Origin of the sequence: Ginsengibacter hankyongi (genome assembly GCF_008710285.1) — a bacterium.
GTDB lineage: Bacteria > Bacteroidota > Bacteroidia > Chitinophagales > Chitinophagaceae > Ginsengibacter > Ginsengibacter hankyongi.
Genome location: NZ_VYQF01000001.1, coordinates 1,921,016 through 1,942,903 on the forward strand (window position 1 = coordinate 1,921,016; position 21,888 = coordinate 1,942,903).

At 35.5% G+C, this 21,888-nt stretch carries 20 protein-coding genes and 1 tRNA gene; 11 read left to right on the forward strand and 10 right to left on the reverse strand.

Annotation, left to right across the window (positions count from 1 at the left end; genetic code table 11):
• Window positions 1-47: 47 nt before the first annotated feature.
• From FW778_RS08105 to FW778_RS08115, 3 genes are read left to right on the forward strand one after another with little or no spacing between them, the layout of a single operon-like run.
• Window positions 48-1,679, forward strand: a complete 1,632-nt coding sequence (locus FW778_RS08105; protein WP_150414094.1) for a M20/M25/M40 family metallo-hydrolase — start codon at window positions 48-50, stop codon at window positions 1,677-1,679.
• Between the two features lie 22 nt (window positions 1,680-1,701).
• Window positions 1,702-2,136, forward strand: a complete 435-nt coding sequence (locus FW778_RS08110; protein WP_150414095.1) for an IPExxxVDY family protein — start codon at window positions 1,702-1,704, stop codon at window positions 2,134-2,136.
• Window positions 2,137-2,152: 16 nt separating this feature from the next.
• The gene (locus FW778_RS08115) at window positions 2,153-2,380 is read left to right on the forward strand and encodes a 4a-hydroxytetrahydrobiopterin dehydratase (protein ID WP_150414096.1); all 228 of its coding nucleotides are present in this window, start codon (window positions 2,153-2,155) and stop codon (window positions 2,378-2,380) included.
• Here the strand turns inward: FW778_RS08115 and FW778_RS08120 are convergent.
• The 5 genes from FW778_RS08120 to rho form a co-directional block, all read right to left on the reverse strand.
• Entirely contained in the window at window positions 2,375-2,635 is a 261-nt protein-coding gene (locus tag FW778_RS08120; RefSeq protein WP_150414097.1) for a CBU_0592 family membrane protein, read from the reverse strand. The genes FW778_RS08115 and FW778_RS08120 overlap by 6 nt on opposite strands.
• A 1-nt stretch (window position 2,636) precedes the next feature.
• Window positions 2,637-3,710 (reverse strand): selenide, water dikinase SelD, encoded by a 1,074-nt coding sequence (gene selD, locus FW778_RS08125; RefSeq protein WP_150414098.1) that lies wholly within the window; start codon window positions 3,708-3,710, stop codon window positions 2,637-2,639.
• A 17-nt stretch (window positions 3,711-3,727) separates the two neighbouring features.
• A complete protein-coding gene (locus tag FW778_RS08130) occupies window positions 3,728-5,287 on the reverse strand; it encodes a hypothetical protein (protein WP_150414099.1) in 1,560 nt (519 codons plus the stop codon).
• A gap of 25 nt (window positions 5,288-5,312) precedes the next feature.
• Window positions 5,313-6,419 carry a tRNA 2-selenouridine(34) synthase MnmH gene (gene mnmH, locus FW778_RS08135; RefSeq protein WP_150414100.1) on the reverse strand — a complete coding sequence of 369 codons (1,107 nt, stop codon included), beginning with the start codon at window positions 6,417-6,419 and terminating at the stop codon, window positions 5,313-5,315.
• A gap of 76 nt (window positions 6,420-6,495) precedes the next feature.
• Window positions 6,496-8,124, reverse strand: a complete 1,629-nt coding sequence (gene rho, locus FW778_RS08140; RefSeq protein WP_150414101.1) for a transcription termination factor Rho — start codon at window positions 8,122-8,124, stop codon at window positions 6,496-6,498.
• 294 nt (window positions 8,125-8,418) lie between these two features.
• Between rho and asnS the strand changes: the two genes are divergently transcribed.
• Entirely contained in the window at window positions 8,419-9,858 is a 1,440-nt protein-coding gene (asnS, locus tag FW778_RS08145) for an asparagine--tRNA ligase (RefSeq protein WP_150414102.1), read from the forward strand.
• On the opposite strand, the gene FW778_RS08150 is transcribed toward asnS, so the two are convergent.
• Window positions 9,855-10,943, reverse strand: a complete 1,089-nt coding sequence (locus tag FW778_RS08150; RefSeq protein WP_150414103.1) for a DUF3089 domain-containing protein — start codon at window positions 10,941-10,943, stop codon at window positions 9,855-9,857. The two genes, asnS and FW778_RS08150, sit on opposite strands and share 4 nt — an antisense overlap.
• A 26-nt stretch (window positions 10,944-10,969) precedes the next feature.
• Here FW778_RS08150 and FW778_RS08155 point away from each other — a divergent pair, with 26 nt between their 5' ends.
• Complete coding sequence (locus tag FW778_RS08155) at window positions 10,970-11,914, forward strand: isopenicillin N synthase family dioxygenase (protein WP_150414104.1); 945 nt, start codon at window positions 10,970-10,972, stop codon at window positions 11,912-11,914.
• 60 nt (window positions 11,915-11,974) lie between these two features.
• Window positions 11,975-13,195: a chromate efflux transporter gene (gene chrA / locus FW778_RS08160; protein ID WP_150414105.1), complete on the forward strand. Its 1,221-nt coding sequence runs from the start codon at window positions 11,975-11,977 to the stop codon at window positions 13,193-13,195.
• A gap of 4 nt (window positions 13,196-13,199) precedes the next feature.
• Here chrA and nadD read toward each other — a convergent pair whose 3' ends face one another.
• Entirely contained in the window at window positions 13,200-13,769 is a 570-nt protein-coding gene (gene nadD, locus FW778_RS08165) for a nicotinate (nicotinamide) nucleotide adenylyltransferase (RefSeq protein WP_150414106.1), read from the reverse strand.
• Window positions 13,770-13,787: 18 nt separating this feature from the next.
• Window positions 13,788-14,009 (reverse strand): FeoA family protein, encoded by a 222-nt coding sequence (locus tag FW778_RS08170; protein ID WP_150414107.1) that lies wholly within the window; start codon window positions 14,007-14,009, stop codon window positions 13,788-13,790.
• 69 nt (window positions 14,010-14,078) lie between these two features.
• Here FW778_RS08170 and ybeY point away from each other — a divergent pair, with 69 nt between their 5' ends.
• Genes ybeY through FW778_RS08185 form a run of 3 tightly spaced genes read left to right on the forward strand, consistent with a single transcriptional unit; the run spans window position 14,079 to window position 16,970 of the window.
• Window positions 14,079-14,507, forward strand: coding sequence for an rRNA maturation RNase YbeY (gene ybeY, locus FW778_RS08175; RefSeq protein WP_150414108.1), 429 nt, complete (start codon window positions 14,079-14,081; stop codon window positions 14,505-14,507).
• 55 nt (window positions 14,508-14,562) lie between these two features.
• A complete protein-coding gene (gene mnmG, locus FW778_RS08180) occupies window positions 14,563-16,425 on the forward strand; it encodes a tRNA uridine-5-carboxymethylaminomethyl(34) synthesis enzyme MnmG (RefSeq protein ID WP_150414109.1) in 1,863 nt (620 codons plus the stop codon).
• A 29-nt stretch (window positions 16,426-16,454) separates the two neighbouring features.
• On the forward strand, window positions 16,455-16,970 hold the full coding sequence (locus FW778_RS08185) for a cupin domain-containing protein (protein ID WP_150414110.1): 516 nt from the start codon (window positions 16,455-16,457) through the stop codon (window positions 16,968-16,970).
• 108 nt (window positions 16,971-17,078) lie between these two features.
• Here FW778_RS08185 and FW778_RS08190 read toward each other — a convergent pair.
• A tRNA-Phe gene (locus FW778_RS08190) sits at window positions 17,079-17,151 on the reverse strand.
• Window positions 17,152-17,233: 82 nt separating this feature from the next.
• The gene (gene recQ / locus FW778_RS08195) at window positions 17,234-19,498 is read right to left on the reverse strand and encodes a DNA helicase RecQ (RefSeq protein ID WP_150414111.1); all 2,265 of its coding nucleotides are present in this window, start codon (window positions 19,496-19,498) and stop codon (window positions 17,234-17,236) included.
• 256 nt (window positions 19,499-19,754) lie between these two features.
• Between recQ and FW778_RS08200 the strand changes: the two genes are divergently transcribed.
• On the forward strand, window positions 19,755-20,717 hold the full coding sequence (locus FW778_RS08200) for a KpsF/GutQ family sugar-phosphate isomerase (protein WP_150414112.1): 963 nt from the start codon (window positions 19,755-19,757) through the stop codon (window positions 20,715-20,717).
• Window positions 20,718-20,729: 12 nt separating this feature from the next.
• Entirely contained in the window at window positions 20,730-21,812 is a 1,083-nt protein-coding gene (locus FW778_RS08205; RefSeq protein ID WP_150414113.1) for a mannose-1-phosphate guanylyltransferase, read from the forward strand.
• Window positions 21,813-21,888: the final 76 nt, after the last annotated feature.

Here is a 21,888-nt window from a genome sequence, read left to right on the forward strand (position 1 = left end):
ACTGGGTTATTCATATTATTTTTGTTTTCAAAAAATTTGTATTCGAAATGAAAAACGCTTTATTTTTTTTAATCCTTTTTACACAGGTTGTTGCTGCGCAAAGGTTAAAGAAATCTGATAAAATTATAATTGATAATCTTCATAACGAAATTGGTTATCTCGCAAGTGACAAGCTTGAAGGAAGAAAAACAGGAACGCCGGGTGAAAAGCTGGCGTACGAATATTTATCAGATCAATTTAAAAAAATAGGATTAACCCCGAAGGGCGATAATAATTCTTTCCTACAAAGTTTTGAAATAAACGAAGGAAAGCAAATTCTTCCTTCAACTCGCCTTGCTATAAACAGCAACACGCTTACTGTTGAAAAGGATTTTTTTCCCCTTATTTTTAGTGCCGAGGGTTCAGTGGAAGCAAATGCGTCTCCTTCTTTGCTTGAGAAAGGCAGCCCGTGGTTTTGGGATATAAAAGATATTCTTGAACAAAATAAAACTAACCCGCATTTCGATCTTGAAGAAGCAATAAAAAACAAAACGATTGATTTTGCCGCTAAAGGAGCCACAGCCGTAATTGTTTATAATACTAATACAATAGACGATGGTTTAAATTTTGAAAGCAAAGAGAAAGTGGAGCCTGTAAAAATACCCGTGGTTTTTATTACAAAGGATGTGACTGAAAAATTTTTAAATGATAAGACTTCCGACTTTGAAATAAATCTTAAAGTAGCATTCGGTGACAAAAAAAGAACCGGCCATAATGTAAGTGGCTTCGTTAATAACGGTGCCGCCAACACGATAATTATTGGTGCTCATTATGATCACCTCGGATATGGAGAAGATCATAATTCTTTATGGACAGGTGCGCCCGCTATTTTCAACGGAGCAGATGATAATGCCAGTGGAACTGCTGCTGTTATTGAACTTGCCCGAATGCTAAAAAAGTCAAAACTCAAAAACAACAATTATCTTTTCATTTGCTTCTCAGGCGAAGAGTTGGGCTTGTTTGGTTCGAAATATTTTACCGAACATCCCACAATCGATCTTAGCTCTGCAAATTATATGATCAATTCTGATATGGTAGGAAGGTTAAATGATAGTTCGCATACCATAACAGTTGGCGGATTTGGAACCTCACCAACCTGGGGAAATATTTTAGACGAAAAAACAAAAGCATTTAGTGTAAAATTTGATTCGAGCGGGATTGGGCCAAGCGATCATACTTCATTTTATTTAAAAAATATTCCTGTTTTATTTTTCTTTACAGGAATACATAAAGACTATCACAAGCCAAGTGATGATGTAGATAAAATAAATTTTACTGGTGAACTTGATGTAATTAAATATATCTATCATGTAATTGAAGAAACCAATAAACTTGGAAAACTTTCCTTTTTAAAAACGCGTGAGCCTAAGCTCGAGGGTAAACGCTTTACCGTAACATTAGGCATTATGCCTGATTATACTTTTAGCGGCAAAGGCGTTCGTGCTGATGGTATAATAGATGGAAAAGTGGCTCAGCAAGCAGGAATGAAGCAAGGTGATATTATTATTAAGCTGGGCGAAAATTCCGTTACTGATTTAAATTCCTATATGAATGTTTTAAGTAAATATAAAAAGGGAGACTCAACAACAGTAACTGTAATGAGGGGAAAAGATGAATTAAATTTTAAAATTGTTTTTTAAGTGAAGCAACCCGGTTTTAATAATGAAGCTTAGGATAGATAACGATGTAATGGTAGAAGAATTTTTTGCAGATACACGTCTGCTGGGTATTGTAGCGCCTATTGAACAATACCGGTTTTGCTGGCACCTCAATCAAATGTTGAATTTCAATTTCAGAATAAATAATAGTATAGAAATACAATTAAATAAAAAAGCACGTAAATATTTTTTCCCTATTTACGAATATGGTGAACAGGCAGGTACCATAAAACATTATTTATATAACAATGAAGATGATGGAGAATATTTATTGCCCGAATTTAAGCACCTCGATTTTTTGTGGCTTATTAAAGACGATATTATGCATGATGATGATGTAGGTTTGCTTACAAGCTCCATAAGAACAATACCTTCTGTTCAACTCATTACAGAACTAACCAATGAAAAAATAAAAAATAAACAACATCTGATCTTTTAATAAAATAATTTAATTTATGTGGCAGGAACAAAATAATTCACTTCATAAAAAATTTGAATTCAAAAATTTTTCTGAGGCTTTTGCTTTTATGACTCGTGTTGCATTAGCAGCAGAAAAAATGGACCATCACCCGAAATGGACAAATGAATATAACAAAGTGGAAATCTGGTTATCATCTCACGATGCAGGAAATACAGTTACAGAAAAGGATCAAAAACTTTCGAAAATAATTGATGCATTATAACAATTTTCTTCGTGAAGTATTTTTTATATAGAGCTTCCATATTCCAAATAATGATGCAATCATCCATGCAATTTCTAATATTATGAAAGGAACATAATTTATAAGAAATGATGCAATAGCGGCCAGGCCGCTTCCCATAAAATTCATTATTAAATAGGCTGATCCAGACCTCGAAATCTTATTGGTAAGGTTTAAAACAAATGCCAGTAATAATATGGCAACCCCAAGGCTTCCAATCCAATCGTTAAAATTCATTTTAATTTTTTACAATAATTACCTTCTCATTTTTAGAAATAAATTTTCCAATAGGATTTATGAATTTATTTAAACCATGTTGTGCAAATAAACTTTGCACTTTCGAAACCTCACTTGCATCTACTGCAATTAATAACCCGCCGCTGGTTTGTGGATCTGCCAACAGGGCCTTTTGGAAGCTAGTAACCGAACCTATTTTTTCTCCATAACTATCCCAGTTCCTGGTTGTTCCTCCCGGAATACAATCATTCTCTACATAAGCTTTTATTGCTTTAGTAATAACTGGTATACTATCAAAATATATTTCAGCACTCAGTCCACTTCCTTCTGCCATTTCCACCAAATGCCCTAATAGACCAAAGCCGGTTACATCGGTAATTGCATGCACATTTTCCATTTTACCCAATAATTCTCCGATCTTATTTAATTGCATCATTTGCGTGGCTGCTATACCGTTATGTTCCTCCAGGAGCAGCCCTTTCTTTTCTGCAGTCGTTAAAATTCCAACGCCAAGAGGCTTCGTTAAAAAAAGTAAATCACCTTCCTTCGATTTGTTATTCTGTTTGATATTTTCAATCGATATTAGTCCATTTACAGCGAGTCCAAAAATTGGTTCAGGGCTGTCAATACTATGTCCACCGGCTAAAGAAATTCCCGCTTCGAGGCAAATACTTCTTGCGCCTTCAATAACTTTTTGGGCAACCTCCGGCGATAATTTGTTTATAGGCCATCCTAAAATTGCTATAGCAAGAACAGGCTTCCCCCCCATTGCATATACATCGCTGATAGCATTAGCTGAAGCAATGCGGCCAAAATCAAAAGGATCATCCACGATTGGCATAAAAAAATCTGTTGTTGCTATCAACGCTGTTCCGTTTTCAAGGTCATAAACAGCTGCATCATCTTTGGTATCGTTACCAACTATTAATCTTTTATTATCAGGAAATACAAGATTGCTGTGTAATATTTTGTCTAAAACCTGTGGTGATATTTTACATCCGCAGCCGGCCCCATGAGAAAATTGTGTAAGCTTTATTGCAATTTCCTTTTCGGTATAGTTTAATATATCGGTCATGACTAAACGCAGTTTAACTAATTTAATTTTTTCTTTCTTTTTAAAATAATTGCAGAATTTTTCTTAAGATCTCCACTGAAACGAATTTCATAAACAGCATCCCCATCATGAACAACAAGTAGCCCGGTATTAGGAGGAATGCTTCCAAGATTTTCGGCATACATAATTAATTCAAGAGAATCGCCCATCTGAGGCGTAAGATAAATTGTTTTACTTATTCCGTTAGCCGTAAGGCCTTGCATTGGCCATATAACCTTTCCATTCAATAAGACACTTACCGTATCGCCATCAATTTCTCCATTGTCATAAAGTGTAAGTAGTAAACTGTCATTTTTTATATTCACACTTCTCACGGTTTCAATTTGTCTTGAAGAAATTTCTGCAGCGGCCTTAATAACGGGAGGTGCATAAGGATGAATTACTTCCTTATTCGTGGAAAGATCTTTTGCAGTAATCAATTGATCATTTTTCTTTTTGCTTTTATTCTCTCCGCTTTCTGTATTTATTGATGGAATTTTTGATACATCTTTTTTGGAGATACCCGGTTTAGTGATTAATGAACGTTCCGTTACTATTTCCTTATCTTTTTTATTGATGGTTTTTATAGGTTCCTTTTTATTGATAGCTACATTATTTCTTAAAAATGTTGTATCACTTTTTTTATGTAAGTCAGAATCTTCAATTACGTTTTTATTATTATCGGGTCGATTCTTTTGATCCGCATTATATGTAATATTTAAAGAGCTGCTGTCGTAAACCTGTTTAGCCTTACCTTGAATTTTTTTATTTTCCGAAGAGTTTAAAGGTTTGTTATCTGCAGAAAGATTCTTGTTTATAATATCCTTTCCCGGACTTTTATTTATCTGGTTATTTAAAGCAGGTTTATTGATAGTGGCTACATTTTGTGTGTCTGTGTAAGTTGGTCTAACTTTGCTTTCCATTTCTTTCTTACCGGGAGAATTAAAAGAAGTGCTTTTCTCCGTTGAGTTATCTTTTTCAAGATTCTGATCAGGCTTTTTATTTTCCACCGGATTTATCACGGGCTTACCTTTAATTGTCAAATCCTTTGAATAGGTATCGTATCGCATAAAAGACAAAGTATTTGCAAGGCCTAATTTTATTAATTTGGGAATGATTAAAGTTTCCAGTATTTTCTTGTTCTTATGAAGCAGAATATTACCCGTAATACTTTCATAAAACTTAGTGCGGTTGGTTTTCCAGGGGCCGCTAAGTATTAAAGTGCTATCGGTCTCTGACAATACCAAATCACTATATGTTTTAACTCCTTTTGCCGGGGGTTGACTATAATTATTATCAATAAGCTTGTTGTCTTCTATAAAATAATGATTACCGGATCTTTTTATTTTTATAGATTTTATACCAATATTTTCAATACTGTCAATTAAAAAAATAGTGTAAGAATAACCGCTAAGTTTTCTATTATCTTCACTTATTGCCAACTCATATTTTAAATATTGTTTTGTTGTATCGCTATAAAGTGTACCCGTCCAAACACCGGTAACATCTTGTGCCAAAAGCTTTAACGGCAAAAGAAAAAGAACCAGTAAAATTTTCATAGTTATAATTTATTTTTTAAATAACTCACGCACTTTGATTATAAAAGGTTCGGGCATTATTTAAATCAACGGTTGCGCAGGATATTTTATTTAAAACACTTTCTAGATTTTCTCGTTTATACAAGCTATGCATATAAAACTTATCATAGTATTTAAGTAAAATAGAAAAGCATTCATGCAAATTATTTTCATGCAAAAAATTAATTGCCTTTTTAGTTTCAAGACCCCCTAACCTTTTCTGTATTCTCAATATAGATTTTTCCAGTTCTTCCTTTTCAAATCTTCCATATATCTCGATAACATGTTTAAGTCTTTCTTCAAAAGGAATATCAAGAAAATATAACGGGCTTTTTCTCATGGCATCCCAAAGCCTATTAGGAATGCCAACCCTTCCTATATGCCTGCTTTCATCTTCGAGCCAGATTTCGCTTGAGTTTTTCGTGTAATGTTCTCCGTTAGTCATAATGTCTTTTCCGCTTTCAACTGCTTTGTACAATTCAGTTGCAAAAAGATTTTCAAACATCTCCTGTGTTGGCTGATCTTCTTCGCCGAGGGAACCAAAAGCTGACCCTTTATGATTGGCCAGTTTTTCAAGATCAATTACAAGATTTCCAACTTTTTTCATTTCCTGCAGCAGCATGGTTTTCCCCGATCCTGTATATCCACCAAGAATATTTAATTTATATTCATTTTCAAACTGTGCAAGAGCCCATTTTCGAAAAGCTTTATAACCACCTTTTAATGTATAAACCTTAAAGCCATATAAGTTCAAAAGCCATGCAACTGCACCGCTGCGCATTCCCCCGCGCCAGCAATGTAATAATATAGAAACACTTTTAAGTTGCCCGTTTAGTTTTGCTTTTTGCCGGCTTTTGCATATTTCTTCTACCTCTTCAGGAATAAGTTTCATCCGTTCCGAAAAATATTCAAGTCCCATTTTTACTGCTATTTGCCGGCTTTGTTGTTTATATGCTGTGCCGATTATTTTTCGTTGTTCATCAGTAAAAAGAGGCAATGATACGGCTCCCGGAATATGCGCATGCGAAAACTCACCCGGACTTCTCACATCTAAAATGGGGCTTTCATTTGAGAGTCGCAAAAAATTTTCAATATCAATTTGTTCAATTGGCATTCATCGAAATTTTTTCTAAACAAAAAAACCACTTTTCAAAGTGGTTTCATAAATATCCTTGAAATTTAATTATAAATTATCCATTCATTGAAGTAAGAAATTCCATATTATCTTTTGTGCCTTTCATATTTTTCATCAAAATATTAATGGCTTCTTCCGGGTTCATATCTGCCATATGGTTGCGTAATACCCACATACGTTGTAATACTTCCTTGTCAAGTAAAAGATCATCACGCCTCGTAGATGAAGCAACAATATCGATGGAAGGGAAAATTCTGCGGTTTGATAGTCTGCGGTCGAGTTGAAGTTCCATATTACCAGTTCCTTTAAATTCCTCAAAAATAACTTCATCCATTTTACTTCCTGTATCCACCAAAGCTGTAGCAATAATGGTTAGTGAACCGCCAAATTCTATTTTCCTTGCTGCACCAAAAAATTGCTTGGGTTTCTGCATCGCATTTGCTTCAACACCGCCCGATAAAACTTTTCCACTTGCTGGAGCAACGGTATTATGGGCACGGGCAAGACGGGTTATACTATCCAACAGAATTACCACATCATGGCCACATTCAACAAGTCGCTTAGCTTTCTGAAGAGCCATAGTACTTACTTTCACATGTTTTTCAGCGGGTTCGTCAAAAGTTGAAGCTATTACTTCAGCCTTTACACTACGTTCCATATCTGTAACTTCTTCAGGCCTTTCATCAACCAATACAATCATTAAGTAACACTCCGGATGGTTTGCTGCAATTGCATTAGCAATTTCTTTCAGCAACATTGTTTTACCAGTTTTAGGCTGGGCAACAATCAGACCTCTTTGTCCCTTTCCAATCGGAGTAAATAAATCAATGATCCTGGTAGAGAGATTGTTTGGTGTTAAAAATAGATTTAGTTTTTCGAACGGAAAGAGAGGTGTTAAATAATCAAAAGGAACACGGTCACGAACTTCATCGGGTCCTTTACCATTAATGGTTTCCACCTTTAGTAAGGCGAAATATTTTTCACCCTCTTTTGGCGGACGAACAGAGCCGTAAACGGTATCGCCGGTCTTCAGGCCAAATAATTTTATTTGAGACGGTGAAACATATATATCATCAGGGGAGGAAAGATAATTATAATCGCTGCTTCGTAAAAATCCATAACCGTCCGGCATCATTTCCAAAACACCTTCGGCCAAAATAACTCCATCAAATTCTATATTAAACGCCGGTTCTTTTTTTTGTTGAAATGTTTTTTGTTGAGATTGATAATTTGTGTTTAAAGGCGGTTCCTGTAACTCTTCCTCATTTTCATCATTCAATAATTCTACAAGGCTTGGAGCAATAGATTTTGGGTCTGAAAGTTGTTCTCTTACTTTGATCGGTTGTTCGTTTTCGTTAACTATCTCAGACTCCTCGTCCTTATGTTTTTTTACGTGCTTTTTCTTTTCCTCAATCTTCTTAGGTTTGATTTCTTTTGCCGGATCTGCAATTACAGCTTCATCAAGAGCCGCTTCAGCAGATGGTGTTTTAACTATTCTTTTCCGCTTAGGCTTTTCAGTCTCAAGCGGCTTTTTTTCGGTGTTATTCATTATCGATTGTTTATCAAGAATTTTATAAATTAATTCCTGCTTTTCTAATGTGTTTGCGTTGGAAATGCTTTGTTGTTCAGCTATATCGAGCAACTCCGGAACGAGCATATCGTTCAGTTGTAAAATGTCATACATAAAGAGACGTGTAGATTAATTATCAAACGAGCCTGAAAATTGCAAAATCTAAATTTTGATGATTTATTATGGAATGGATTCTATTAAAAAAACTATTATGAGACCGTAGCAAAGAAAGTAACAGTCAGCTTTCTTTTGCAATAATACGCCAAATTTACAAAAAAAGAAAAATATTATTAATTTTTATAAATCATTTTGGGTGTTTTTTGGCTAATCACATTACAAAGCTTATTAAAATTTTCTTACTTGATTCTCTTTCGTGTTATTTTATATTTGCAATAATTGATAAATAAAATGCTGAACGATAGAATACGTATAAAAGAAGTTCTGGGTAGTGATATGGTTAACCATAACATAACTATTATGGGCTGGGTTCGAACTTTCAGAAACAACCAGTTTATTGCTTTAAATGACGGTAGTACCAATAATAATTTACAAGTTGTTGCAGAACTTGGCCATTACAATGAGGAATTATTAAAACGAATTACAACCGGAGCTGCATTAAAAGTAAAGGGTACCATTATTCCTTCTTTAGGAAAAGGACAAAAATTTGAACTAAAGGCAGAAATCATCGAAGTCATAGGTGATAGTGATGCTGAGAAATTTCCATTACAACCTAAAAAACATAGCCTTGAATTTTTGAGGGAAATTGCCCATTTGCGGTTTAGAACAAACACTTTCGGTTCAGTTTTTAGGATAAGACATTCGTTAGCTTATGCGATTCATAAGTTTTTTAATGATAAGGGTTTTATTTATTTACATACACCCATAATAACAGCATCTGATGCGGAAGGGGCCGGTGAAACTTTTCATGTAACAAATTTTGACCTTGAAAATCCTTCCAAAAATGAGGATGGTACTATAAATTATAAAGAGGATTTTTTCGGCCGCCCTACAAACCTTACTGTAAGTGGGCAACTTGAGGCAGAACTTGGTGCATTGGCATTGTCCGACGTATATACATTTGGTCCAACTTTTCGAGCAGAAAATTCTAATACTGCCCGTCACCTGGCTGAGTTTTGGATGATTGAGCCTGAGATGGCTTTTAGTGATCTTGAGGATGACATGAATCTGGCAGAAGAGTTTATAAAATATATTATTAAATATGCGTTAGATAATAATCGCGAAGACCTTGACTTTCTCGCCTCCCGCCTTTTGGACGAAGAAAAACAGAAGCCGCAGAATGAACGTAATGAAATGGGGCTTATTGAAAAACTTGAATTTGTAATCAATAATAATTTTGAAAGAATTACCTATACTGAAGCCATAGAAATTTTAAAAGAATCAAATCATAACAAGAAAAAGAAATTCCAATTTTTAATTGACAAGTGGGGCGTTGATCTGCAAAGTGAGCATGAGCGTTACTTAGTAGAAAAACATTTTAAAAAACCTGTGATATTAACCAATTATCCAAAGGAAATTAAAGCATTTTATATGCGGCAAAATGATGATGGAAAAACAGTTGCTGCAATGGATATTCTTGCACCCGGAATTGGTGAAATTGTTGGCGGCTCACAAAGAGAAGAGCGATTAGAAAAACTTGAAGAGCGGATGAAAGAAATGAACATTCCTGTAAAAGAATTGTCTTGGTACCTTGATACCCGAAAATTTGGGACATGCCCGCATGCCGGCTTTGGGCTTGGCTTTGAACGCCTGGTTCAGTTCGTTACCGGTATGACTAATATTCGAGATGTAATTCCCTTTCCAAGATTTCCAAAGAATGCTGATTTTTAATTAAGACGTTTATTTCTTTCTAAAAAAGAATATATTCTTGTTCCAACGTTTTCTCTTATATTTTCATAAAAGAGATTATAGTCGGCGATGTGATAATTTTTAATTCTTAGGAAAACACTTCCAAAAAATTTAGGCTTATTCACCCATAAAATGTTTTTATGAATTTGTGCATGAACCAACCCTGCATTTTCTTTCTTAAAATTCTTTAAAACTGCTCCCTTATTTAAACGTACCGGCGCCTTTGTTGTATCCATGGTCCAGGTAAGAGGATTTATCACATCGGCTTTTAAAGTTTCCTCTTTAACATACCCAGGCGTATAGCCCTCTTTAAATGTTCGCCAACTAATAAAGCATCCTGTCGCTGTCGAAACTGAGCAGGGCTTCAATTGGCTAAAGTAGTTATCAAAAACCGGCAAACCAATAATGTATGCACAAACCAATTGTTTCTGTAAAGGCTTTCCTTCAAAAAATTCTTTAAGCAATCTTCCGGCGTGCAATGTTCCCTGGCTGTGGGAGGCAATTATAATCGGCCGTCCATTATTATAATTCTTTAAATAAAATATAAACGCTGCTTTCACATCTTCATAAGCAGTGTTAAAAGCCTCTTCTCCTTTTGCCGTATCTAAAGTATAAAACGCCCCAATATTTGCCTGCCTGTATCGGGGAGCAAACACCCGGCAATACTTATTAAAAACACTTGCCTGGTAAAGTATAGTTGAGTTGTCTGTTTTCTTGTTAAGCTTTTTATTATTAATACCTGCATTCCATCCCATGGGCATTTTTTTATCCGTGTATGTAGTTGGATAAATAAAAAAAACATCTGCTAAGGAGTCTTTTGATTTATCCTTTATCCCTTTCGGGATATTATCAGATGGATCATATTTAAAAGGATGTGCAGCCCAATAATTTAATTTGCTGTAATCTGGTTTGCTATTATCTTTTTTAAAATTATAATTAATAGATCTAATATATTTTTGAGTGGTACAGGAAGATGTATAAAAGAAGGGAACAAATAAAATAACAATTATTAAAACTCTTAATAAAAAATTTCTTTTGTAATTTGTCATACTCAAAACTACATTCACAATTTTAATTTGAAAATAATAACAATATGAATATTCCTGTTGTGGATTTAGGAGATTTTGTAAAAGGAGCTTCTAAACAAAAATCGGCCTTCGTTCAGCAGCTTGGTAAAGCGTATGAAGATGTTGGTTTTGTTGCAGTAAAAAATCATGGCATTCCATCAGAACTTATTGCAGACTTATACAAGTTTGTTCAACAATTTTTTTCTCTTCCGTCGGAAAAGAAAAAGAATTTCGAAAATCCAGAGTTGGTGGGGCAAAGAGGCTATACTTCATTTGGAAAGGAACATGCAAAGGGAAGCAATGCGCCGGATTTGAAAGAATTTTTTCAATATGGACAAATTGTTTCGCAAGACCATCGATTAAAATCCGAATATCCTGATAACGTAAAAGTTGATGATATTCCTGGGTTTAATGAAACATTCTTGAACGCTTACAGGGCATTTGAAAAATCAGGAAAATTTTTGTTACAAGCAATCGCATTATATTTAGATTTAGATGAACATTATTTTGATGATTTTATTGAAGAAGGGAATTCTATAGTTAGGGCAATACATTATCCTCCGATAACTTCTGAACCAAAAAGTGCGATACGTGCTGAACAACATGAAGATATAAATTTAATAACCTTACTTGTAGGCGCATCGGCAGATGGGTTACAAATTCTTACTAAAAAGAATGAGTGGGTGAATGTCACTTCTCTTCCGGATCAAATAGTAGTAAATGTTGGCGACATGTTGCAACGTTTAACTAATAACAAATTAAAAAGCACAACACACCGTGTTGTAAATCCGCCGAGAGAATTATGGCATACTTCACGGTTCTCAATTCCATTCTTTCTTCATCCAAAATCTGCCATGAGCCTTGCTGCTCTTGAAAGCTGTGTTGATGAAGGACACCGTAAAGTTTATAAGGATATCACGGCAGGCGAATACCTTGACGAAAGACTAAGAGAAATTGGGTTAAAAAAATAAAATTATTTTTATCAATAAAATTTAGAATAAAATATTATTAAAAGTTTATAGCAGTCAAAAATGGTATTGTTCAGGCATGTTCCGTATTTAAAGGCGGTTTTTTTTTATACAATCTCTGCCTTTGGTGGTCCACAGGGACATTTCGGAATGATGATGAAAACCTTTGTTGAAAGGCGACGGGATATTACCAGGGAAGAATTAATGGAATATGTTGCGTTTTGTCAGTTGTTACCCGGCGCCACTTCAACCCAAACTCTTACTTTAATAGGATACAAACGAGGCGGGGTTCCTTTAGCGGTGCTTACACTTATAATCTGGATACTACCTGCAAGTATATTAATGGGTTCATTTTCCTTCCTTGTGTATTACATAAATACTTATCATGTTACCCTCAATATATTTTCTTATGTGCAACCTATGGCCGTTGGTTTCATTGCTTTTGCGGCTTTTAGAATGTATAAAATATCCATAAAGAGCACGATCACTTTTGTTATTATGCTTGTTGGAGTATTAGCAACTTACCTGTTGTTTAAGACGCCTTGGGTATTTCCAATTCTAATTATACTAGGCGGCGTTGTTACTAACTTTAGTGATAAAAGAATTCCGGAAAGAGAAAGCATAAGGCCCAAACAAATAAAATGGACCAACATTTGGCTGTTTGTTCTCTTGTTTATTATAGTTGGTTTTTTAAGTGAAACAGCCCGTAGGCACGATTGGAAAGATAAACGTGCATTTAATCTTACAGAAAATGTGTATCGTTTTGGAAGCCTTGTTTTTGGCGGCGGTGATGTTCTTATGCCTATGATGTACGAGCAATATGTGGTAAGAAAAAAAACCCAATACATGACCAAAGAGCAATACCTGACCGGGTGGGGGCTTGTTCGTGCAATACCTGGCCCGGTTTTCTCCGTGGCTTCATATACGGGAGGAATGGTGTTACGAGACGAGGGAAAATACATGCAGCTACTAGGATGTGTAATTGGTTGTATTGGAATTTTTCTGCCGAGTGCTTTGCTTGTGCTGTTTTTCTATCCTGTGTGGCATAATTTAAAAAAGTATGTAATTGTTTTCAGGGCCCTTGAAGGAATTAATGCTGTTGTTGTGGGAATAATGGGGGCTGCCTTTCTCTATCTTTTAAAAGACATTTCGATTACGGCACTAAATACAGTAAGTTTTGTAAATATTTTTGTTATTATAGGTACTTTTTTACTCCTAAACTTTACGAAAATCCGTTCTCCTTATATCGTAATCGGATGCTTGCTTCTCGGGTTAATTATTTAATTTCTCAGCTATAATACTGGTGCCGTTCGATCTCTTCTTTTACTATATCGGGAACGAGAAACTTTATAGATTTTTTTAATTGAATTAACTCACGGATATGGGTACTCGAAATTTCAAGTAAAGGTGCAGTAAGTATAGTAAGCCTTGCGCCATGAGTTACTTGTACTTTAAATCCAGGTCTTTCATAAATATAAATTTCAAAATTTTTTAAAAGCATTTCAAAATTTTTCCAACGTTTTATATTACTAAAACTATCGCTTCCCATTATTATCGAAAATGCGTGTTGTGCATATTTTTCAGACAAGTAAGCCATGGTATCGATTGTGTATGATGGTTTTGGAAGTTTGAATTCAACGTTCGATGTTCTGAGTTTTTTTTCGCCCTCTATACTGAGATCTATTAAGTGTTTACGGTGATGTTCATTCAAAAGAGAAATTTCGTTTTTAAGAGGATTTTGCGGTGAAATAACAAACCAAACTTGATCTAACGTGGTATTATTCGCAACATGATTTGCTATAATTAAGTGCCCGATGTGAATTGGATTAAATGACCCAAAATACAACCCGATTTTCAAGGTATCTTTCTTTAGTAATTATATGAATTCGACATTAATTTTTTCCGCTTCATCTAATCTTAGGCTAAGTGAATAACCAGCAACCATGATATAAATTGGATCACCAAAGGGCGCTTTTTTCCAAACTGTAACTTCCTCCTCCGGAAGGCAACCCATCTCCATTAATTTCAATATAATCTCGTCATTTTCAAAAGACTTAATTTTTACTTTTGTACCCGTTTTTACCTGCGATAAATTCATCTTAATAATCTTGAGGTAAATATATCATTCATCCTTTACACTTTTTTTCGATTTTAGAAATACCATGTTTTGAAAACAATAAAATTTTATAATCAAGGGGGGTCTCCGGAAATAAAGAATAAACAGAAATTGAAAGGTTTTCTCCGTTCAATATTTGCGGATGAAAAGGTCGATTTTGAACGTCTCTCTTATATTTTTTGTAAAGATGAATTTTTATTGGAATTGAATAGAAAATATTTGAATCATGATACCTACACTGATATAATAACTTTCACATTATCAGACAAATCAGCCCCACTTACAGCAGAAATTTATATTAGCATAGAAAGAGTTCTTGAAAATTCAAAATCTCTAAAGATTGATTTTCAAGAAGAACTTTACCGGGTTATGATTCATGGAATTATTCATCTATGTGGCTTTTCGGACCATTCCTCAAAAGAAAAGGAAATTATGCGAGAGAAAGAGAATTTTTATCTTTCTCAATATCGTTTCACGTGAAACGTTCCACGTGAAACAAATTCTCCACTTATTTCAAATTGGGTAAATTTGTGAAATGTTTCCACAATACGACGTTTTAGTAGTAGGTGCCGGGCACGCAGGTTGCGAAGCCGCTGCCTCTGCCGCCAATTTAGGTAGCAAGGTGCTACTTATTACTATGAACATGCAAAACATGGGGCAAATGAGCTGTAATCCTGCAATGGGGGGAATAGCGAAGGGCCAAATTGTACGAGAAATAGATGCACTCGGTGGTTTTTCGGGCATCGTGACAGATGAAACGATGATTCAGTTCAGGATGTTGAATAGAAGCAAGGGCCCTGCCATGTGGAGTCCTAGAGCTCAAAGCGACCGGCAACAATTTTCGGCAAAATGGAGATTAATGCTAGAAAGCATACAGAATCTTGATTTTTATCAAGATTCTGTAATTGGTCTACTTAAGAAGGGGGACACGATTACGGGTGTAAAAACGGCTCTGGGACATGAAATTCATTCAAAATCGGTCGTTCTTACAAATGGCACTTTCCTAAATGGAATAATTCATATCGGGGAAAGACAGTCGAAAGGGGGAAGGATGGCCGAAAAATCTTCTTCAGGGATTACTGAACAATTAGTTGAATGGGACTTTGAAAGTAGTCGGCTTAAAACCGGAACTCCTCCCAGAATTGATGGCCGCTCGCTTGATTATTCAAAGATGGACGAACAAAAAGGAGATTTAGAAATTAAGGGCTTTTCTTTTCTAAACACTATAAAACCTAAGAAACAATTAAGTTGCTGGATAACTTATACTAATCCGGAAGTACACCAATTATTGCAATCTGGTTTTCATGAAAGTCCATTGTTCCAAGGCAGAATACAGGGCCAGGGACCAAGGTATTGTCCAAGCATCGAAGATAAAATCAACAGATTTGCAGAAAGAGAAAGACATCAACTTTTCGTTGAACCTGAAGGTTGGAATACTATAGAAGTTTATGTAAATGGATTTTCTTCCTCTTTATCTGAACAGACTCAATTCAAAGCCCTCAAAAAAGTTCCAGGTTTTGAAAATTGTAAAATGTTTCGACCAGGCTACGCAATAGAGTACGATTATTTTCCACCAACCCAGTTAAAACTCAGTCTTGAAACCAAGTCAATTAAAAACTTATTTTTTGCAGGACAGATTAATGGCACTACTGGGTATGAAGAAGCGGCTTGTCAGGGCTTAATGGCCGGTATTAACGCCCACCAGGCAGTAATAAATGAAGAACCTTTGGTTCTGAAGAGAAACGAAGCTTACATAGGCGTTTTAATTGATGATCTCGTAAATAAGGGAACGGAAGAACCGTACAGAATGTTTACCAGCAGGGCTGAATTCAGAACGCTACTGCGTCAGGACAATGCAGACTTACGCTTAACAGAAAAAAGCTTTAGGCTTGGTCTCGCTTCACCAGAACGATTGGAAAAGGTGATTAATAAAAAATTAGAAATAGGACAACTGATCCAAATTTTACAAGATGTTAAGTTAGATCCAACAGATCTTAATACTTACCTAGACGGGTTATCTTCATCATCATTAAACCATAAAACAAGAGCAGCACAATTGTTGGTTCGTCCCGATGTTAGTTTAAAAGGAATTTTAAGCTGTTCAACCGTACTGAAAGAGCTCACACAATCTTTTTCTGAAGAAGTTATAGAACAGGCAGAAATCGAAATAAAATATGCAGTATACCTGGAAAAGGAAGAAGAAATGGTTAAAAAAATGAGTAGCCTCGAAAGTCAGGTGATCCCCGATAATTTCAATTATGATAAAATAAAATCATTATCAAATGAATCGAGGCAAAAATTTAATAAAATAAAACCCCAGACTCTGGGGCAGGCGAGCCGCATTAGTGGTGTAAATCCAAGCGATGTGCAAATACTTATGGTATATATGGGAAGATGATCATTCACACACTGTTATAATAGTTTTCAATGAATCTTTTATTTACAAATCAAACTTCGAAAAGAGAGGTTTTTCAAAAGGTAAAAACATTTTTACTTGAAAAAGGATTTAATATAATAAAAATCGACCAGGAACGGCCTTGGGGAGGGTTTTTTGTCATTGACGAATCTCAATCCTCAAAATTCAAACATTATTTTTTTAATGAGACTGGGGAAGATAACGAGGAAAGAAAAGGTAAACAAAGCCCTAAAATATTAATTGTTGAACGAGATAAAAGACTGAGTTGGCAGTACCACCACCGCAGATCGGAAATATGGAAAGTTATTGGAGGTGAGATTGGTGTAAAAAGAAGCAATACTGACGTAGAAGGCCCTATCGAAACTAAAAAAATAAATACGCTTATTTCGCTTCACCAGGGAGAAAGACACCGGCTCATTGGCCTTGACTCGTGGGGAATTGTTGCAGAAATCTGGCAACATACAGACCCGGATCATCCAAGCGATGAAGAAGATATTGTTCGGGTGCAGGATGACTTCGGAAGATAATTACGTTTATCCATAACCGTTAGTTCCGTTGCTACAGTCATTAGGAAAAACTCTTTCATTTAGAAAAATAAAAGGGGAAGTATTCCTAAAGTATACTTCCCCTGAAAGTGGTGTGGGGCGGGATCGAACCGCCGACACAAGGATTTTCAGTCCTTTGCTCTACCGACTGAGCTACCGCACCAACGGGCGGCAAAAATATAAATATTCACCTGAAATAAAAATTCATTTTTACTGCTTATGAAAAACGAAGAAAGTTGCATGATTTAATTTCCATATTCACACAAAAATTTAATACGCATAATTTTTAATTGCTCGAAGCTATAATTCCCTTCTGAAAGCTCCTCTCGGGCTATATCGAGACTTGAGGTCTGGCATCCTTTAAAATAGTCAATTATCTCTTCCTGCTCATACTCTTCGACCAGCTCTTCAATCGCATAATCAAGATTTAATCTTGTGCCGCTGGCAACGATGGTTTCCATTTCTTCCAATAATTCCTCAATCTTTAGTGTTTTATGTTTAGCAATAGTTTCCAAAGGCATTTTTTTATCAACGTTCTGTATAATAAAAACTTTATTGCTATTTTTATTGACAACACTTTTCATCACAAAATCATCGGGTTTCTCTATATCATTTTCTTCAACATACTTTTCAATAAGATTTACAAAGGGCTTACCAAATTTTAATGCTTTGCCCACGCTTACTCCCTGGCATTTTTCAAGCTCTTTCAAGGATGTTGGATAAAGCGTCGCCATATCTAAAAGACTATTTTCTAAAAAAATAACAAAGGGCGGCAGGTTCCTTTTTTTCGCCTCCTGCTGGCGAAGATTTTTTAATAATTCAAAAAGCTTCTCATCTGTGGCTATCGATTCGCTATTGCTTTCTTCATCATCCTCTTCGCTACTATCTTCAAAAATATGGTTTAACGCAATTTTGAAAGATGTCGGTTTTTTCAAAAACGACTCTCCCTTTAAGGTTAATTTCAAAACTCCGTAATCTTCGATATCCTTTTTTATAAGATTTTCTAAAAGCATTTGCCGGATTAAGGAATTCCAAAAGTGTTCATCCTTTTCTCTTCCTGTAGCAAATACTGATAGCTCGTCGTGCCTATACATTTTTATCTGCGGATTTAATTTACCCAGAATTATAGGGATAACATAAGTAATTGGAAACCGTTCATCCAGTTCCTTTATTGCTTTAAGAGCTACCAACGCCTCTGTTTTAGCCTCATGCAATTCTTTAGGCGTTTTACAATTATCGCACTTACCCCCACAATTATCGCTGTCGTATTCTTCTCCAAAATAACTCAATAACAATTTCCTTCTGCAAACGGCACTTTCAGAATAGGCAACAGTTTCGTTAATTAATTGTCCTCCCACTTCTCTTTCAGACAAAGACTTATCACGCATCAAATGTTCTAATTTCGACACGTCTTTATGAGAATAATAAAGAATACACTTTCCTTCAAGCCCGTCGCGTCCTGCACGACCGGTTTCCTGGTAATAATTTTCTATCGACTTCGGAATATTGTAATGGATAACAAACCTTACGTCCGGCTTATCTATTCCCATACCAAACGCTATCGTTGCAACAATTACCTGAACGTCTTCACCTAAAAACTGGTCCTGCCTTGCTGCTCTCAATTTGGAATCGAGACCGGCATGATAAGCAACAGCCTTTATACCATTTGCTATAAGCATTTGTGCAAGTTCTTCGGTTGTCTTACGATTAAGGGTATAAATAATACCGCTCTTTCCTTTGTTTTGAGAAATGAATTTTACTATACTCTTAACTACCTGGTCCTTCTTTAATTTTGGCTGCACCTCATAATAAAGGTTGGGCCTGTTAAAAGAAGAAATAAATATATTAGGTTCCCGTAAGCCGAGATTTTTTACAATATCACTTTGAACTTTTGGCGTAGCTGTAGCAGTTAACGCGATAACGGGAACATTTTTATCAATCTCGTCCATGATTTCTCTTAATCGCCGATACTCGGGCCTGAAATCATGTCCCCATTCGCTGATGCAATGTGCTTCATCTACTGCAAAAAAAGAAATCTCAAGATCTTTAAAGAACTCTATATTCTCTTCTTTTGTCAGTGTCTCCGGTGCGACATACAGCATTTTTGTTTTTCCGGACGTTAAGTCATCTTTTACTATCTTCTGTTGCCCCTTGTTTAAGGTGCTGTTTAAAAAATGAGCAATATGATCGGTACTGCTATATCCTCTTACCAAATCCACTTGGTTTTTCATCAGGGCTATAAGAGGCGAAACAATAATTGCACATCCTTTACTGATAATTGCCGGCAATTGATAACAGAGGCTTTTGCCACCACCTGTTGGCATAATTACGAAAGTGTCTTTACCAGACAAAAGGCTTTTAATAATTTTTTCCTGCGGTTCTTTGAACGCATCAAAACCGAAATGCTTTTGAAGGTGATTAGAGAGGCTTTCTGAATCTCCAGGTTTTGTTTCTCCGCCGGAAGTTTTTTTTACAGGATTTTTCTTGGGTTTTAATTTAGTTGTAGGCATGATTTCTTTTCTTCTTCACGTTGGTTTTTTAAAGGATTTCAAAGTTAATCCAAATGCGTTTTAAATTTATTTTTTAAAAGAGGTTTCTGATATTATAACCTTTTTTTATATAAATTATTATGGTTAAGATACGAAGAATTATATTAGCAGGCCTAAATCATTTACTTTGCCCAACCATGCAATTAAAGTAGGTTTGCTTTTTTTAAAATGTACTAGAAGTTATCTTAATGCGTAAAATTTTTCATACCTCTTAAGAATGAAAAATAAAATTATTGCTATTGCCAAAAAAACAATTGATCTCGAAGCCCGCTCTATCAGCGAACTTGGAGAATTGTTAGATGATAATTTTGAAAAAGCAATAACAGCTATTAATAATTGCGAGGGACGCCTTGTTGTGAGTGGAATTGGAAAAAGCGCAATAATTGCCCAAAAGATTGTAGCAACTCTTAATAGCACCGGAACTCCCTCTATCTTCTTACATGCAGCAGATGCGATACATGGCGATATTGGAATGGTTCAGCAACATGATGTCGTTATGATCCTAAGCAAGAGCGGTGAAAGCCCGGAAATAAAAATATTGGTGCCGCTTATTAAGAACTTTAAAAATATACTTATTGCTTTGTGTGGCAATATGCAAAGCTACCTGTCTCGGCAAGCAGATATCGTTTTAAATACAACAGTTACTGAAGAGGCTTGCCCAAATAACCTCGCCCCTACTAGCAGTACAACTGCCCAACTCGTAATGGGCGATGCCTTAGCAATTTGCTTGATGGAAATCAAAGGCTTCAGTACCGAAGACTTTGCTAAATTTCACCCGGGTGGCACGCTTGGTAAAAAGCTGTACCTGCGTGTGGCAGAACTTATTATTAACAACGAAAAGCCCGTTGTAAAACGAGATAGCCCGTTGAAAGACGTTATAATAGAAATTACAAAAATGCGTTTAGGCGCCACCGTTATTGTTGACGATGAACAAAAAATATTAGGTATAATAACTGATGGGGATTTAAGAAGAATGCTTGAGAAAAATATTTCATTGCAGAATTTAAAAGCCGATGATATAATGACCTTACATCCTAAAACGATAGAAAGCTCTGAACTGGCGGTTGATGCACTTGATCTTATGCGCAAAAAAAATATTACACAACTAATAGTAGTTAAAAACGGCAAGTATGCGGGTATTGTACATTTGCACGATCTTGTGCGTGAAGGAATAATTTAATAAAAACAAAAAATGAACGAAAACAATTATGTTGCAATAATGGCGGGAGGTATAGGAAGCCGTTTTTGGCCTGTAAGCCGGCTCAATTACCCTAAACAGTTTATTGATCTATTAAATGTTGGAAAGACATTAATTCAATCCACTTACGACAGGTTTGCTCAATACATTCCTAATGAAAATATTTATATAGTAACTTCTACTCAATATAAAGAAATAGTTGAAAGCCAGTTACCACAATTAAAGCCTGAAAATATTTTATGTGAGCCATCCAGAAAAAACACAGCTCCCTGCATAGCTTACATTTCTTATAAGCTTAACGAACTAAACCCCAACAGTAATTTAATTTGTGCCCCTGCTGACCATTTGATTCTCGATGATACTTCGTTCCGAAAGGTAAGCCTGGAAGCCCTTGAGTTTACTGCAAAAAATAGTGCGCTCATTACACTTGGCATGAAACCCTTTTCTCCAAAAACAGGCTACGGCTATATACAACACGAACAATACGCGGTTAATGATAATGTTTATAAGGTAAAAACCTTTACTGAAAAACCAGACCTCGAACTTGCAAAGCAGTTTCTCATTAGTGGTGATTTTTTATGGAACGCCGGAATATTTGTTTGGCGTACTGAATATATAATTAAGGCTTTTGAAAAATATCTTCCTGAAATACATGAAATATTTGATGGCGCTAAAAAACAACTAACTACATCCCTCGAACACGAAGCTATTGAAACAATTTATCCTCAATGCGTAAATATTTCTATTGATTATGGAATTCTTGAAAAAGCAGATAACGTTTATGTTATTCCATCCGAATTTGGCTGGAGTGACCTTGGGACCTGGGGTAGCGCTTACGAAAATCTCGAAAAAGATAACCTCGAAAATGCCGTTGCCGGTAATAATGTGATGTTGTTTGACTCTGCAAAAAATATAGTACATTCTCATAATGATAAACTTATGCTTTTACAGGGTCTCGAAGATTTTATCGTAGTTGATACAGAAGACGTTTTATTGGTTTGCAAAAAAGAAAAGGAGCAACACATTAAGGAATATGTTGCTGAAGTAAAAAGAAGCAAGGGCGAGAAATATCTTTAGCTTTTACTGTTTTTAATTTCATCCTAATTCAGTGATTGGGGGCAAAAAATGCAGCAGGATAATAAATTTCCTGCTT